12 protein-coding genes and 1 pseudogene are annotated in these 14,807 nt (G+C 73.0%); 7 read left to right on the top strand and 6 right to left on the bottom strand.

Annotated elements, in window-relative coordinates; genetic code table 11:
- The 3 genes and pseudogenes from ACIRFH_RS29780 to ACIRFH_RS29770 all read left to right on the top strand — a co-directional run.
- A pseudogene (locus ACIRFH_RS29780) lies at positions 1-174 on the top strand (glucose-6-phosphate isomerase); the annotation flags it as partial.
- A gap of 1 nt (position 175) precedes the next feature.
- On the top strand, positions 176-1,057 hold the full coding sequence (gnd, locus tag ACIRFH_RS29775; protein ID WP_403527400.1) for a phosphogluconate dehydrogenase (NAD(+)-dependent, decarboxylating): 882 nt from the start codon (positions 176-178) through the stop codon (positions 1,055-1,057).
- 55 nt (positions 1,058-1,112) lie between these two features.
- Positions 1,113-2,579 (top strand): membrane-associated oxidoreductase, encoded by a 1,467-nt coding sequence (locus tag ACIRFH_RS29770; RefSeq protein WP_403527397.1) that lies wholly within the window; start codon positions 1,113-1,115, stop codon positions 2,577-2,579.
- A 138-nt stretch (positions 2,580-2,717) separates the two neighbouring features.
- On the opposite strand, the gene ACIRFH_RS29765 is transcribed toward ACIRFH_RS29770, so the two are convergent.
- The 6 genes from ACIRFH_RS29765 to ACIRFH_RS29740 all read right to left on the bottom strand — a co-directional run bounded on the left by ACIRFH_RS29765 (position 2,718) and on the right by ACIRFH_RS29740 (position 9,211).
- Positions 2,718-3,983: an MDR family MFS transporter gene (locus tag ACIRFH_RS29765; RefSeq protein ID WP_403527394.1), complete on the bottom strand. Its 1,266-nt coding sequence runs from the start codon at positions 3,981-3,983 to the stop codon at positions 2,718-2,720.
- On the bottom strand, positions 3,980-5,764 hold the full coding sequence (locus tag ACIRFH_RS29760) for an ABC transporter permease subunit (protein WP_403527391.1): 1,785 nt from the start codon (positions 5,762-5,764) through the stop codon (positions 3,980-3,982). Before ACIRFH_RS29760 ends, ACIRFH_RS29765 begins: the two co-directional genes overlap by 4 nt.
- A gap of 39 nt (positions 5,765-5,803) precedes the next feature.
- Entirely contained in the window at positions 5,804-7,306 is a 1,503-nt protein-coding gene (locus ACIRFH_RS29755) for an ABC transporter substrate-binding protein (protein WP_403527388.1), read from the bottom strand.
- Between the two features lie 129 nt (positions 7,307-7,435).
- Positions 7,436-7,975, bottom strand: a complete 540-nt coding sequence (locus tag ACIRFH_RS29750; RefSeq protein WP_403527386.1) for a GNAT family N-acetyltransferase — start codon at positions 7,973-7,975, stop codon at positions 7,436-7,438.
- 126 nt (positions 7,976-8,101) lie between these two features.
- Entirely contained in the window at positions 8,102-8,245 is a 144-nt protein-coding gene (locus ACIRFH_RS29745; protein WP_403527384.1) for a hypothetical protein, read from the bottom strand.
- A 747-nt stretch (positions 8,246-8,992) separates the two neighbouring features.
- Positions 8,993-9,211: a hypothetical protein gene (locus tag ACIRFH_RS29740; protein WP_403527381.1), complete on the bottom strand. Its 219-nt coding sequence runs from the start codon at positions 9,209-9,211 to the stop codon at positions 8,993-8,995.
- A gap of 554 nt (positions 9,212-9,765) precedes the next feature.
- Between ACIRFH_RS29740 and ACIRFH_RS29735 the strand changes: the two genes are divergently transcribed.
- From ACIRFH_RS29735 to ACIRFH_RS29720, 4 genes are all read left to right on the top strand, one after another.
- Entirely contained in the window at positions 9,766-10,653 is an 888-nt protein-coding gene (locus tag ACIRFH_RS29735; protein ID WP_403527378.1) for a hypothetical protein, read from the top strand.
- 102 nt (positions 10,654-10,755) lie between these two features.
- Positions 10,756-11,880, top strand: coding sequence for a hypothetical protein (locus ACIRFH_RS29730; protein ID WP_403527375.1), 1,125 nt, complete (start codon positions 10,756-10,758; stop codon positions 11,878-11,880).
- Positions 11,877-13,382, top strand: a complete 1,506-nt coding sequence (locus ACIRFH_RS29725; protein ID WP_403527372.1) for a hypothetical protein — start codon at positions 11,877-11,879, stop codon at positions 13,380-13,382. The genes ACIRFH_RS29730 and ACIRFH_RS29725 overlap by 4 nt, the downstream gene beginning before the upstream one ends.
- On the top strand, positions 13,379-14,731 hold the full coding sequence (locus tag ACIRFH_RS29720; RefSeq protein WP_403527369.1) for an AAA family ATPase: 1,353 nt from the start codon (positions 13,379-13,381) through the stop codon (positions 14,729-14,731). The genes ACIRFH_RS29725 and ACIRFH_RS29720 overlap by 4 nt, the downstream gene beginning before the upstream one ends.
- Positions 14,732-14,807: the final 76 nt, after the last annotated feature.

Genomic DNA, 14,807 nt, shown 5'->3' with positions numbered 1-14,807 from the left:
GTGCAGGGCGCGGTGTGGGACATCGACTCCTTCGACCAGTGGGGCGTCGAGCTCGGCAAGGTCCTCGCCAAGCGCGTCGAACCCGCCCTCACCGAGGGCGCCGACGTGCCCGGTCTCGACCCGTCCACGGCCGCGCTGGTGGCCGCCTACCGTGAACTGAAGGAAGGGCACTGACATGCAGATCGGTCTCGTTGGTCTCGGCAAGATGGGCGGCAACATGCGCGAGCGCCTGCGCAACGCCGGCCACACCGTCGTCGGATACGACACCAATCCGGAGAAGGCCGACGTCACCAGCCTGGTCGAGCTGGTCGCCCAGCTGGAGCGGCCGCGCGCGGTCTGGGTGATGGTCCCGGCCGGTGCCGCCACCCAGCACGTCATCGACCAGCTGGCGACGCTGCTCAAGCCCGGCGACACCGTCATCGACGGCGGCAACTCCCGCTGGACCGACGACGAGAAGCACGCCGAGGAGCTCGGCAAGCGCGGCATCCACTTCGTCGACGCCGGTGTCTCGGGCGGCGTGTGGGGCCTGAAGAACGGCTACGCCCTGATGGTCGGCGGCGACAAGGAGTGCGTCGACGACCTCATGCCGATCTTCGACGCGCTCAAGCCGGAGGGCCCGTACGGCTTCGTCCACGCGGGCAAGGTCGGCGCCGGTCACTTCTCGAAGATGGTCCACAACGGCATCGAGTACGCCATGATGCAGGCCTACGCCGAGGGCTGGGAGCTGCTGGAGAAGGTCGACTCCGTGGACAACGTCCGCGAGGTCTTCCGGTCCTGGCAGGAGGGCACCGTCATCCGCTCCTGGCTCCTCGACCTGGCCGTCAACGCCCTCGACGAGGACCAGCACCTGGAGAAGCTGCGCGGCTACGCCGAGGACTCCGGCGAGGGCCGCTGGACCGTCGAGGCGGCGATCGACAACGCGGTGCCGCTGCCGGCGATCACCGCGTCGCTGTTCGCCCGGTTCGCGTCCCGGCAGGACGACTCGCCGCAGATGAAGATGATCGCCGCACTGCGCAACCAGTTCGGCGGGCACGCCGTGGAGTCGGCGAAGAAGTAAGCGGCCCGAAAGCGCGTTGACGTGCTCGGCCGGTTCGGGTCAGAGTCCCTCACTGATGGAGATCAACGACCTGACACCGGCCGAGGCGCGCGTCTGGCGGGCCTTCCCCCACGGCGAGATCGTGGACTTCCGGACCGAGGCGGGCGAGGACGCGGCGAACGGCGGGGACTGGGGGCCGGAACGCACCCTGCGGGCCCGGGTCCTGCGGACCCTGCTGGTCACCGCTCCCCGGGAGGACGGTGAGATATCCGCCCTGCGGATCACCGGAGCCCGCATCACCGGTGAGCTCGATCTCACCCACGCGGTGCTCGACCGCCCGGTCCGGATGAGCCACTGCCACTTCACCGACCGCCCCGGGTTCTACGGCCTCCAGGTGCCGCGGCTCAGCCTGCGCGGGTCCGTGATGCCGGGGCTGGACCTGGCGGGCGCCCGCGTCGACGGCATGGTGCAGCTGAGCGACTGCCGGGTGCGGGGCCGGCTGATGTTCGCCGGCACCCAGATAGCGGGCGCGCTGCACCTCGGACACGCCGAACTGCTGGCACCCGAGGACGGCAGTCCCGCCCTCCAGCTCAACCAGGCCACCATCGGCGACGACCTGTGGGCACCCGGCCTGCGGGCCCACGGGGAGCTGCGGCTCACCGGCGCCACCGTCTCCGGATCGATCGACCTCAGCCGGGCACAGCTCACCCACGACGGCCGTCCGGCGCTCGACGCCGAGATCCTCACCGTCGAGGGGCATCTGCTGCTGCGGCACACCCAGGTGCGCGGGTGGATCGGCCTGCGCGCCGCCCGGATCACGGGCCGGGTGGACCTGTCGTACGCCTGTCTGTCCAATCCGGGCGGACCCGCCCTGCGGGCGAGCAGCGCGGTCATCGGGGAGCTGTGGCTGCGCCGGGCCTCCCACCCGGTACGGGGCACCCTCAACCTGCGGCGTGCCCAGCTCGACGTGCTCTTCGCCGAGCCGGAGATGATACCGGACCGGGTCCACGTCAGCGGTCTCGTCTACACCACCCTCACCCCGCACGAACCGGCCGAGCACCGGCTGCCCATGCTGGAGCGCGACGCCGACGGCTACGCCCCGGACGCCTACGAACAGCTGACCGCCGCCTACCGCCGGATCGGCGACGACGACGCGGCCCGGCTGGTCCAGCTCGCCAAGCAGCGGCGGCACCGGCGGACCCTGCCCTGGTACGGCCGGCTGTGGGGGCACCTCCAGGACGTCACCGTCGGGTACGGCTTCCGTCCGCTGCGGGCCGGGATCTGGCTGCTGTCGCTGCTCGCGGCCGGCTCGGCCGCGTTCGGGCTGCACCGCCCGCCGGCGCTGAAGCCCGCCGAATCGCCGGACTTCCACCCGGTCTTCTACACCCTCGACCTGCTGCTGCCGGTGATCTCCTTCGGCCAGGAGAACGCGTTCGCCCCCGTGGGCTGGTACCAGACGCTGTCCTACGTCCTGATCATCATGGGCTGGATCCTGGCCACCACCGTGGTCGCCGGCGTCACCCGCACCGTCAGCCGCCAGTGACCCGGCGGCGGACGGCAGGCGGCTGGCGGGCGGCGGCTGACGGAGGCCGGTGTCGGTGCCTTCTCCCGTGTCAGTGCTTCTTCCGGTGTCGGTACCTTCTCCGGCCCCAGCACCGGCATCGACGGCGCCGGCACCGGTTCAGGCGCCCGTCCCGAAGTCCCCGGTCCGCCGGCCGCGGGGCAGCAGGGCGACGGCGGCGAGCGGGACGGCGGCCAGCGCCAGCCACGGCACGGCGACCGGGAGCCCGCTGTCCAGCAGCAGGCCGGTCGCGGAACTGCCCGCCAGCACGACGAACCCGGACACCGACGACAGGGCGCCCGTGTACAGCCCGAGCCGCCCGTCCTCGGCGAGGTCGGGCACCCAGGCGCGGGCGACGGGCGCGACCAGCATCTGGCCGAGGGTCAGCAGCACCACGAACCCGGCGGCCGGCACCAGCCCGCCCGTCCCCGTCCACCCGGCGGGCCGGGCGAGGGCGACGGCGGCGAACCCGCCCGCGATCAGCACCAGCCCGGCCACCATCGACCGGCGCGGCGTCAGCCGCTCCCCCGCCCACCGTGTCACCGGCAGCTGCGCGGTCACCACCAGCAGCGAGGACAGCGCGAACAGCCAGGCCAGCGGCGCCTGCGAACCGGCGGCCCGCTCCACCTCGGCGGGCAGGGCCAGGTAGAGCTGGTTGTAGGCGAGCAGATAGGCGCCGTACGCGCAGCACAGCGCGAGGAAGGGCCGGTTGCGCAGCAGCAGCCGCGCCCCGCCCCTGGCCCGGACGCGGGCCCGCCCGGGGAGGTGCTGGGGCAGCAGCCACGCGTGTCCGGCGAGGACGAGCACGAAGACGCCGGCGCCGGCCAGGCACGCCGTACGGAAGTCGACGGCCAGCAGCAGCGCGCCCAGCAGCGGTCCGACGAACGCGCCCGCCTGCCCGGCGACGGTGAACAGCGCGAGCACCCGGGTCCGGTCCCCGCCGCCCGCCTCCTCCCACAGGACGGCCTGCCGGGCGACCTCGGACTCGACGGCGGGCGAGAACAGCGCGGCGGCGAACCCGATGAGCAGCACGGCGCCGACGACCGCCCAGGTCCGCTCGGCGTACCCGAGCCACCCGAACCCGGCGATGCGCAGCACGCATCCGGTGAGGACGACGGGCCGGACGCCGTACCGGTCGGCGAGCGCCCCGCCGACCACGAACAGCCCCTGCTGGCTGAACGTCCGCAGCCCGAGCACGAGTCCGACCAGCCAGCCCGCCATGCCCACGGACTGTCCCAGGTGCTCGGCGAGGAAGGGCAGGACGGCGAAGAAGCCGATGTTGAAGGCGAGCTGGGTCAGGACGAGCAGCCGCAGGAGCGGGGAGAGCGGAGTGGCGCGGCGGCCGGAGGCCTTCGCGGGCGGCCGGCCGGTGGGGGTGGCGGTCATCGGGCTCCGGCCGGTTCCTTCTCCTCGACGGCGGTGGGCCGCGGGCCGGTGGCCGGGGGCGCGGGGCGGGGTCGTCGTCGCGGCCGGCGCAGTCCGCCCGCCGCGGTGACGGCGAGCGCACCGAGCAGGGCTAGGACGGCGGCGGGGGCGAGGACGGCCCAGGGGGCGCGTTCGGCGTAGGGCTGGTTCTCGGCGAGGAGCAGGCCCCACTCGGGGGACGGCGGCTGTGCGCCGAGGCCGAGGAAGCCGAGCGAGGCGAGCGCGAGGGCGACGCCGGGCAGCCGCAGCAGGGCGTGGCGGACGACGGGCGGCAGGACGGCGGGGAGCAGTTCACGGCGCAGGAGGTACCAGCGCCCGGCGCCCAGGCCCCGGGTGGCCGTGAGGTGCAGGGTGGCGCGTTCCTGGCGCAGCAGCGACGCGGTGTGCGTGGCGAGCGGCGCCCAGGCCACGGCGCCCACGGCGAGGGCGGGGGTGGCCGCTCCGCTGCCCGCGACGGCGGTGACGAGGAGGGCGGCGAGGACGGGCGGCACGGCGTTGACGGTGTCGACGAGCGGCGCGGACACCCGGGGTACGAGCCCCAGCAGGACGCCCGCGAGCAGGGCGGCGGCGGTGATGGCGGAGGCGAGGAGCAGCGTGTCGAGGGCTCCGTGGCCGACGCGGGCGAGCAGGTCGCGGCCGAGGGCGTCGGTGCCGAAGGGGTGGTCCGGGGAGGGCGGTCGCAGCCGCTGCCCGGTGTCGAGGGCGAGCGGGTCGCGGGCCAGTCCGCAGGCGACGACGACGAGCAGGGTGCCGCCGTGGAGGAGGGGCAGGAGGCCGCGGGCGGGCGGGGCGGGCCGGTGCAGGGAGGACAGGGCGCCGTCGCGCAGCGCGGGCCCGGTGAGCAGGCGGCCGGCGAGGCGGGTGGCGAGGGTCGCGAGCGCGGCGAGCAGGAGGAGGGCGAGGGTGCAGGTCTGGAGGACGGGCAGGTCCTGGGCGAGGGCGGCCTGGAGGGCGGTGCGGCCGAGGCCGGGTATGTCGAAGATCTGCTCGACGGCGACGGCGCCGCCGGTCAGGCCGACGACGAACAAACCCAGGTTGGGCAGCAGTGCGGGCACGCACCGGCGCACCGCCTGCCGGGCGATGCGCCGGCCCGGCAGTCCGCGGGCGGCGGCGGCCAGCGCCCAGGGCTCGCCGAACGCGCCGGGCAGCAGATCGTCGAGGAGCCGCCCCAGCACGGCCCCGGCCGGCAACCCCAGGGCGAGGGCGGGCAGGACGGTCCACTGCGGCCCGTACCAGCCCAGCGCGGGCAGCCAGCCCAGCTGCACCCCGACGACGGTGGCGAGCACGGAGGCGACCAGGAACTCGGGCAGCGCGGCGAGAACGGCGGAGACGGTGCCGCCGCGGCGCCGCCCGTCGAGCCGCCGCCGTGCGCCGAGCCGGAGGGTGCGGGCGCAGACGGCCCCGGCGGTGAGGGCGGCGACCACGAGGGCGGCCGTCATCAGCAGCAGGGAGGCGCCGAGGGCCTGGAGCACGTCGGGCAGGACGTCGTTCCCGGAGATCCACGACTGCCCGGCGTCGCCGTGCGCCAGCCCGCCGAGCCACCGGCCGAGCAGGTGCGACGGCCCGCCGTCCAGCCCCAGTTGCTCACGGATGTCGGCGAGGACCTCGGGCGTGGGATCACGGTCGGCGGACCGGGCCTTGAGGACGGTGTGCGCCGGGTCGGTACGGGTCAGCCACGGCAGCAGACCGATCCCGCACACCAGCCCGGCCGCGAGCACGAACCGCCACACCACGGTGGCCACTTGCCGCCACACGACGGTGGTGAGTTGCCGCCGCACGGCTCAGCGCCGGGTGCCGGTGCCGACGAGGGTGCGCTCGTACGGGTCGAGGACGACACCCTGCACGGACTTGCCGACGCCGGTGATGATGCGCTGGTGGACGAGCGGTACGACGGCGTCGGTGCCGAGGAGGCGGGCCTCGGCGGCCATGGCGGCGTCCTGCCGCTGGGCGGTGTCGGCGATGCCCTCGGCCTTCTTCACCGCGGCGTCGACGTCCTTGTCGCACAGCTGGGCGATGTTGTAGCCGCCGTCGCAGGTGTAGTCGCCGGCGAGGATGGAGACCGGGTCGCCGGTGTCGAGGAGGGTGTTGCGGGCCAGCACGAAGGCGTCGAACTTCCCCGCCAGCGCGTCGCCCTCGAGCCGTGAGTACTCGCGCACGGTGAGCTTCACCGTGAAGCCGGCCTTCTCCAGCTGCTGCTTGACCACCTGGGCGACCTCGGGCAGCTCGGGCCGGTTGTCGTAGGTGGCGAGGGAGACGGTGACCCCGTCCGCCTTCCCGGCGGCGGCCCGCCCGACGGGTGCCTTCCGCTTGCCCTCGGCCCAGGTCACGGCGGGCCCGTAGATGCCGGCCCCGGGGTCGGCGTACCCCTCGTACACGTCCTTGGCGAACACGGAGGTGTCGAGCGCGCCGCGGGCGGCGGCACGCAACCCGGCGTCCTTGAAAGGCCCCGTGGAGGAGTTGAGCAGCAGGCTGGTGGTTCGGGTCGTGGCGGTGTCCCTGCGGCTCTTCTTGTCGAGGCTCGCCGCCTGGGAGACGGGAACGGCCTCGGCGACGTCCAGCTCGCCGGTGCGCAGCGCGTTGGCACGGGCGGTGCCGTCGGCGATGAAGCGGGCGTCGATCCCGGAGGCCTGGGCGCGGCCGCCCCAGTAGTCGTCGAAGCGGTCGAGGGAGGCGGAGGTGGCGCCGTTCACCTTCGTGATCTCGAAGGGCCCGGTGGCGGTGCCGACGGGGTCGACGCGGCCGGTCTTCTCGTACGCCTTCGGGGAGAGGACGGCGAGGCTCGGGCTGGACAGCCGCAGCGGGAGGACGGGGTCGGGCGCGGCGGTGGTGACCCTGACGACGCGGTCGCCGTCGGCCTTCGCGGTGAGGGTGACGCCGGCGAGGGCGGCGGGCGCGGGCTTGGCGGCGGTGGCGCGGGCGAGCGAGTCGGCCACGGCGGCCGGGGTCACGGCGCTGCCGTCCTGGAAGGTGGCGTCGCGGAGGGTGAACTCCCAGGTCTTGTCCCCGTCCCTGCGCCAGGAGGCGGCGAGCGCGGGGGCGGCGGAGCCGTTGGCGTCCAGCGCGGTGAGGCCCTCGGTGACACCGAGCCGGCTGAGCAGCGTCGCGTCGGCACCGTAGGGCGACAGGTTCTCGGCGGGCGGGAAGGCGAGCCCGACCCGGAGACGTGAACCGCCCTCGCCGTCACCGCCCTTGGCGGACTCGCCGCCGCCGGACGCGAAACAGCCGGCTATCAGCGGGAACAGCAGGAGAGGGGCGAGCAGCCGGGAGCGGCGGTGGGAGCGCATGGTCCTCGGATCGGTCGGGGTGGAGAAGGCGGTCTGGGGAACGACGCGGGGAAAGCCTACATGAAAATGGTTTCCACAAGTCCGCCGGGTGCCGCCCGCACGGCAGTGCTACGTGGGGCTACGGCAGGACTACGGCATGGGCACGTCGAAGTGCACGACGCTCTGCCCGCCCCCCGCGTCCTCACGCTCGTCGTGCACGACCTTGGCGAGCGACCGCCAGAACGGCTCGGCCCCGGTGACGGCGGGGTCGGTGTGCAGATACACGGCGCGGTACCCGCCGTCGGCGGCGGCGAAGGCCAGCAACTCGTCGACGAGCCGCCGCGCCAGCCCGCGCCGACGGTGCTCGGGCCGGACGTACACGCGCCGCAGCTGCGCGGTGACGCCGGAGGGATAACGCTCGGCGACGTGCCGGGGATTCGGCGGGTGCGCGGGCCCCCGGCTGTCCAGCGCCCCGGTGGCGACGACCTCGCCGTCCCGCTCGTCGACGGCGACGAGGAGGGTGTGCCGGACGGGCGTCAGGTACGCACCGGCCAGGTCGATGACGTCACCGTGCCAGCGGGGCACGTACCCGGTGCCGAAGTCGCGGTAGACGGTGTCGAGCATGACGGCGCGGGCGGCGTCGAGGTCGGCGGGGGTGGCGGTCCTGATGGTGTAGTCGGTGGTGCGCACTTGCGCATCATATGCAGTAAGGGGAACGCGTCACTCAAGACCCCCTGGTGGTGCCCCCTCCATGCAGCGCCCTCACCGAGCGACACCCGGCCCGGCCACCAGGGCGCGGACCGGGTGGAACGGGGGTCAGCGGTGCCGCCAGAGCTGATAGAGCTGGAACACCTCCATCCGCCAGTGCACCTCGAGGGACATCTCCGGTACGCACTTCCGGCCGAGGCTGTAGCGGACGTGTCGATAGAGGGAGTGCGGCGACAGGTCGGCACCGGCCACCAGCGCGGACAGCGAGCGGCTCCAGAGTCTCCCTGTCCAGCCTGGGGCTTTTCACCCCTCGCCGAGGGCAGGTTCGACCGCACTGTCGGCCGACTCAGGTGTCCTGGCGTCGGGGAGTGCCCCGCTGTTGCCGTTCTCCGCCCGTCGTCGGCACCGGAGGTTTCCGCACCAGCGTCTCAGCCCCGCAACGACCGCTTCCGGCAACGGCCCGTCGAGTCCGCGTCGGATCCGGTCGGCTTCCTTGAGAGCGACTGTGATCTACTCCGCGGTCACCATGGCCCTCCGGCTGCCGAGGTCGCGCAGGATGCGGCGGAGCGCCTTGAGGGATTCCTCCGCCGGCGTCATGTATCCCTGCCCACCCAGCCACTTGACGAGGGCTTCGCCTATGTAGAGGTGGTCGGCGCTGTCCTCACCGAGCGCGGTGCGCGTGCATCGGACGGGTGGACGGTGCGCGAAGTGCGACTTCTTGACGTCGCAGGCATACAGCGTGTTCCTCGTACGGGAGGAACAGAGGGGGTGTGTCCGTCGGGGCCGCCCAGCGCGGCCGTCTGAACCTTGCGGGTGTTCTCTTCACGTCCGACCGGGATCATCGGCGGCCGTCTCCTTGCTGTACGTACAGAGCGCTCGTCCGCACGAGTTCGGACAGCACGTGATCTTCGAATCCGGAGATCACGCTGCGGTTGTGCACGATTCCGTCACATGTGGGCCCGCGCCGCCCTGGACGCCGCACCGGACCCGAAGGCGTCCTCAGCCGACCCGCTTCCACTCCTGGCATCGGTTGGTCTTGAAGTACTCCCCCTTGTTGAGGGCCACCCGGCCGGTGCCCTCCAGGGTGTTGTCGGCGATGATCGAGTCGAACTCGCCGCTGGCGCCCTTGGCCCGCTCCCAGTGCGCAGCCCCACTCGCCCTTGGGCCCGGCCGTCTCGTAGGTGCCGACCTTGGTGTCCTCGCCGACGAGATACTCACCGTCGCCCGAGAAGTTGGCCGCTGGTCCCGGCTCCTCGCTCTTCTCCGGTTCGGCGGTCACGGTATCCGCCACCGTCGGCGCGGGCTCGGCCTCGGCGGCCGGGTCCGTCCCGGTGACGGTGACCGTCGGACGAGGGCGGCCTTCGCGTCGGCCGTCCGCTCCTCCGCGTCGCCGCTCGCACCTATGCCGACTTCGAGGAACAGGGAGACGAGGGCGACGGTGCCGTACTTCAGGGTTGCTCTGCCGCGCGGTCCCAGTCGCCGGGACGGGCCGAGGCCGGGCCGCGGCAGGAGTGGGCCGAGATGCAGGGATCTGGAAGCCCATGAGGTTGTCCGACCGGTTGGGTACGGAGAGCCAAGGCGCACGAGAAGGAACGAGCGGTGGTGATCCGCGCAGTGAGCGGCGCCGACCGGCGTCAACACGGCAGGGCCGAACGCGTGAAGTCGCCCTCTCAGAGGGCTCGAGCGGCTCGATACAGCCCGAGCGCAGCGTATAACTTTGGAAATACATGGAGCATCTTGGAAATCGATGGCCGGGGCGATAGGCTGACCACATGACCGCATCGCTGGAGGAACTGGAGGAGCGTCTTTCGCAGTTGCGTGCCCGGCTGCGTGAGGCACGCCGCGCCCGCGACAACGCCGCCGCTTCCCGCCTCCGCCGTGAACTGCGCACGGCGGAGGAAGCCTGGGAGCGGGCACTGGACGCCGAGGAGACCGCCGGAGCGGCCGCCGAGGACCAGCAGTCACCACTGCACAGCGCGGACTTCAGGGGTACGCGCAGGACGATCTCGCGGCCCGCACCACGGGAGAAACGTTCCCCTGCAGGAGCCGTCCCGGTCCGGGAGCAGGTCCACCAGTCACTGACCCTGCTCGGTGCGCCGGCCTCGCCGAAACTGATCTCCTCCGTGTACGAGGCCTTCTTCAGCGAGCCACTCGTCGCCACCAAGCTCGCCTCGCTCCGCCGCGACGAGGAGCGATCCTTCAGCGCCCAGGGTTACGCCCGCCCGTACTACATCTGTGCGGCGCTCACCCACGACCGGCTCACCCCCGCGCGCGGCCTGCTGGCCGTGTCGGTCTGGCCCCTGGAGCGGCGTATCATCGCCCCGCTCAGCCAGCGCGCCGACTTCCTCACCCATGCCGTCGGCACCGCCGAGCAGATCGAGCGGCTCACCTCGGCCGGCCACCCTCCGTCGGACGCCGCCTGGCAGCTGCTGCGCCGTTTCGCCCTCAATATCCCCGGGGCGTACGACAACGACGACCTCGATCCCGCGCGGGTGATCTCCGCAGCGCGTACGGAGGCCGCGGTCCACCAGGAGTCGGACGACGCCGGGCGAAGAGCGGCCGCGGAACGCGCACGCACACAGCTCACCGACACCCAGCAGCTCTTCGGAGCCGCACCGTTGCACAACGCCCTGCGCGACGCGGGCGGAGCAGGCCACTGACGCTCGGCCGAAGGAGCGGATCGGCGCACGGCACGACCGGACCGCCGCCCGCCGCACCGTCACACCTCCCCCTCCGTGCTAGGACACCGGTAAGAAGAGAAGATGCCTCCGCAACACCCCACCGAGCTTCCCGGGAACCGGCTCGCCACCTTGCGCGGACCGCGGCCCCCGCAGCCGTACACCGCACGCAAGATCACGGCTCTCACCGCCAATCCGGCCTGTTCCCGCCGCGCCGTGCTGGATGCCGCCGGCGTCGACAAAGCCGTACTCGCCCAGCGCATGGGGTACGAGCCGCGGTTCGGCCAGTCACCCTTCGCGATAGCCCGGGAGCGGGCCTTCGAGGCCCTGGTGAAGTGGGGCGGTTACGCGGAACTCATCCGGCTGCTGCGCGAGCAGCTCGGCGTCCCGGTCGAGGAGGCCGCCGTCACCGACCTGAACGAAGTGGGCGGCGACAACTCACTGACCCTGCGGGCGAAGGAGACCCGCAGCCTCCTGGAGCGCCTGGCCTCCGGCAGTGACGAGCGGCTGATCCTCGACCGGCCGCTGCTGACGCTCGATGTCGCCGGTCAGACCGCGTACCTGGAGCCCCAGGCCCTGACCCACCGCGTCGGCGGCAGGTTCTATGTGGTGGAGATCCGCTCCTTCCCCGCGATCGACGGGCAGGCCGACCCGACGGCCGTTGCGCAGACCGCGAAGCAGGCCGCCGTGTCCGTGCTCGCCCTGCACCGCACCTTCGGGCAGCTGGGCCTCGATCCGGCGCAGATCGCCCACGAGTTCCTGCTGATCTGTCCCAAGGACTTCTCCAACCGCCCCTACGGCCGTCTGGTGGACCTGCGTCAGGAACTCGACGCACTCCGTTTCCAGCTGGACCGGCTGCGCCGTGCCGACGACCTGGCACAGGCACTTCCCCCGTCGGCGACTCTCGACACCGACTGCGGTGAGGCCGAACTGAACGACTCGGTGGGCGCGTTGGATGCCTCCTACACTCCCGACTGCCTGTCCTTCTGCGAGATGGCGCGGTACTGCCGGGACGAGGCGACCGCCTGCGCCTCCCCCACCCGTCTGGGCGGCACGGTACGCAACACGCTCCCGGGGATCGATTCCACCCGTACCGCTCTCGCGTATTTGAAGGGAGTCCACGCACCGGGCCCGGCCGAGGCCGCGGCCATCATCCAGTTGCGCGCCGCGGAACGACTGCGCCGTCTCCGCCGGGGTGGTGCCGCATGAGCGCCCTCGCCGCCGTGGCCGCCCTGCGGGCCACCGAGACGGGTCGCGCCGAGCGGCTGACGACCGTACGCCACGACCACCTGGACGACCGCCCCTTCGTGCTGGTGCCGCTGACGCTCGCCGGTGAGGCATGCGCGCCGCTCGCCGCGCTGGCCGGCACCGATCCGGACCACCCGGTGCTGCTGACGGTACGGCAGCCCCGCAACCGGGCCGAGCGATTCGCTTTCGTCGAGCGCCTCGCCGCGCTGCTGCTGCCGTACATCGAGGAGTGCCGTACGGCGGAGACGGAGACGTACACCGTGGGCCGCGGAGCGGACAAGGAGGAGCGCCTGCGCTCCCTGCGCGCGCCGCAGATCCTGGTGCCCAACGGTGAGGGCATCGCGTATCTGCGGCTGCTCGGCCGGCTGACCAGGCTCCGTGCCGTCGAGGGCCCGTACGCCGTGGATCCGTCCGTGCCCCTCCTCGGGAAGTGGCTGACCTGGTTCGCCGATCGTGCGGAGTTCCCCGGCTCCGGTCTGCTGCAGGCCATGACCCGGCTGCTCGCCGCCCATTGGGCCACCGGGCAGAGCGCCGCCGAGGACTCCCATCTCGCTTCTCTGCTCGCCTGGATCGACCCGCCCGACGGCCGCACGGGCGCGGAGGCCGCCCGGGAGGCGGAGGACCCGCTGCTGTACCCGCCCGCCGGTCCGGCGACGGACGTCGTCTTCGACCGCACCTTGGACGAGCTGATGGCCCGGTACGACGAGACCGCTGACGACCGCGGCCGGGAGGCCGTCGGCCGTCAGATCGACCGCGAGCTGCGCGGCCAGATGCTGCCGACCTGGGAGCTGGTGTGGCGTGGGGTGGAGCTGCTGCGCGGACTGCCCACGGGCGGCCACGTGCCCGAGCGGTGGGCGTACGACCGGCGGCTGTTCGCCGAGTACGCGGCCTACCTCGACGACGACGGCCGCCCGCAGGCCCGCCGCGACCACGCCGTCGGCGCGGCCCGCCGCCTGGCGCGCATGGAAGAGGCGATGGCCCGGTACAACGCGCAGCGGGCGTTCGACGACCCGCTGGTGATGGCGGAGTACGAGCTGACGGGCGAGGCGTTCAGCGGGGTGGTCGTGGCCCGCGACGAGGACCGCTTCCTGCCGGGAGCGCGTAGTCCGAAGTGGCGTCCGGCGATCACCGTGCGCAGCGAGCTGCCCGTACGCCTGCGTCCGGGCACGGAGATCAAGTGCCCGGCGCGCCCCGGCCAGAAGGCCGAGATCGTCGAGGTGATCCCGGACGGCGACGGGCACACCGTACTGGTGCAGCTGAACGGCGGTTTCAACAACAAGCGCAAGCCCCCGGCCCCGCCCGGCACGCTGGCCGAGGTCGGTGAGACCGTCACGTACACCTCCGTCGATCCCAAGGCCATGCCCTCCGTCCTGCCCGCCGAGGAGGACACGCCGTGGACCCACGGGGGTCCGCCCGAGCCGTACGAACCGACCGTCGAGGACGCAGAGGAGATCTGGGAATGACCACAGCCCCGGAGGCCGACCGCACGGCCGCCCCCGGCGTCCTCGCCGACCGGGCGGTCGCGGGCATCCTGTCGAGCCTGGACACGGCCACCGGCCGGGGTGTGGTCGTCGACTCCCCGCCGGGCGCAGGGAAGTCCACGCTGGTGAAGCGCGCCACGGGCCACCTCACCTCGGCCGGTCATCAGCTGATGATCGTCGCGCAGACCAACGAGCAGGTCGACGACCTGGTCGACAACATCGCCCGGGAATACCCGCACCTGGCACTCGGCCGCCTGCACGCGAGCACGTTCACGCTCCCCGAGCGCGTCCGCCGGCACGCCAACGTGACCGGCAGCAAGGAGATCACGGAGCTGCGGGACCTGCCCGTGGTGGTCTCCACGGCCAAGAAGTGGTCCTACGTGAATCCGGACAAGTGCGCTCCGTGGAGCTGGGCGATCGTCGACGAGGCCTATCAGATGCGGTCCGACGCCCTGCTCGCCACGGCGCCGCTCTTCGGTCCCGAGGACTCCCGGGTGCTGTTCGTCGGCGACCCCGGCCAGCTGGACCCGTTCGCCACCGTGGACACCGACCGCTGGCACGGCCTGACCTGGGACCCGCTGCGCAACGCGGTCGACGTCACCCTCGCCCACAACGCGGACCTGGAGCGCCACCAGTTGCCCGTCTCCTGGCGGCTTCCGGAGATGGCGGCGCCCCTGGTGGAGAAGGCGTTCTACCCCTTCTATCCCTTCATCTCGGGCACGAAGGCCGCCGACCGCGTCCTCGCCTTCGGCAGTGCGGCTCACCGCCCGACCCCGCACGACGCCGTCCTGGCCCGCGCCGCCGAGTCGGGCTGGGGGCTGCTGGAGCTGCCGGCCCGGCACACCCTGGACGACGACCCGGAGGTCGCCGAGGCCCTCGCCGCGACGGCGGCCCGTCTCCTGGAACGCGGTGCTCTCGTCAACGGTGAGCCGCTCACCGCCGCCCGCATCGCGATCGGCGCGGCGCGGACGGTCCAGGTGGAGGCGGTACGGTCCCGGCTGGCGGCGCTCGGGCTGACCGGTGTCACCGTGGACACCGCCAACCGCCTGCAGGGCCGCGAGTTCGACGTCACCCTCGTCTGGCACCCGCTCTCCGGCCGCCAGGACGCCTCCGACTTCCACCTGGAGACGGGCCGCCTGTGCGTCCTGCTCTCCCGGCACCGCTTCGCCTGTGTGGTGGTGGCCCGTGCGGGCATCACGGACCTGCTGGACCGGCATCCGCGCAGCAGCCCGGTGTACCTGGACGTGCCGCCGAAGTTCCCGGACGGGTGGCGGGCGCATCAGGTGGTGATGGAGCACCTGGGAAGCGGTGACCACAAGGCCCGCTTCTGATTTCCACACCGTCACCATAGAATTCGTCCGCCCGTGGGGGGCGAGTGTGACAAGGCGAACGTGCCGCGCATAGGGG

This window comes from Streptomyces sp. NPDC093586, from assembly GCF_044764905.1.
In the GTDB taxonomy this organism is placed as follows: domain Bacteria; phylum Actinomycetota; class Actinomycetes; order Streptomycetales; family Streptomycetaceae; genus Streptomyces.
Note: the sequence above shows the minus strand (reverse complement) of the source record. Positions and strands in the feature narration are given on the sequence as shown.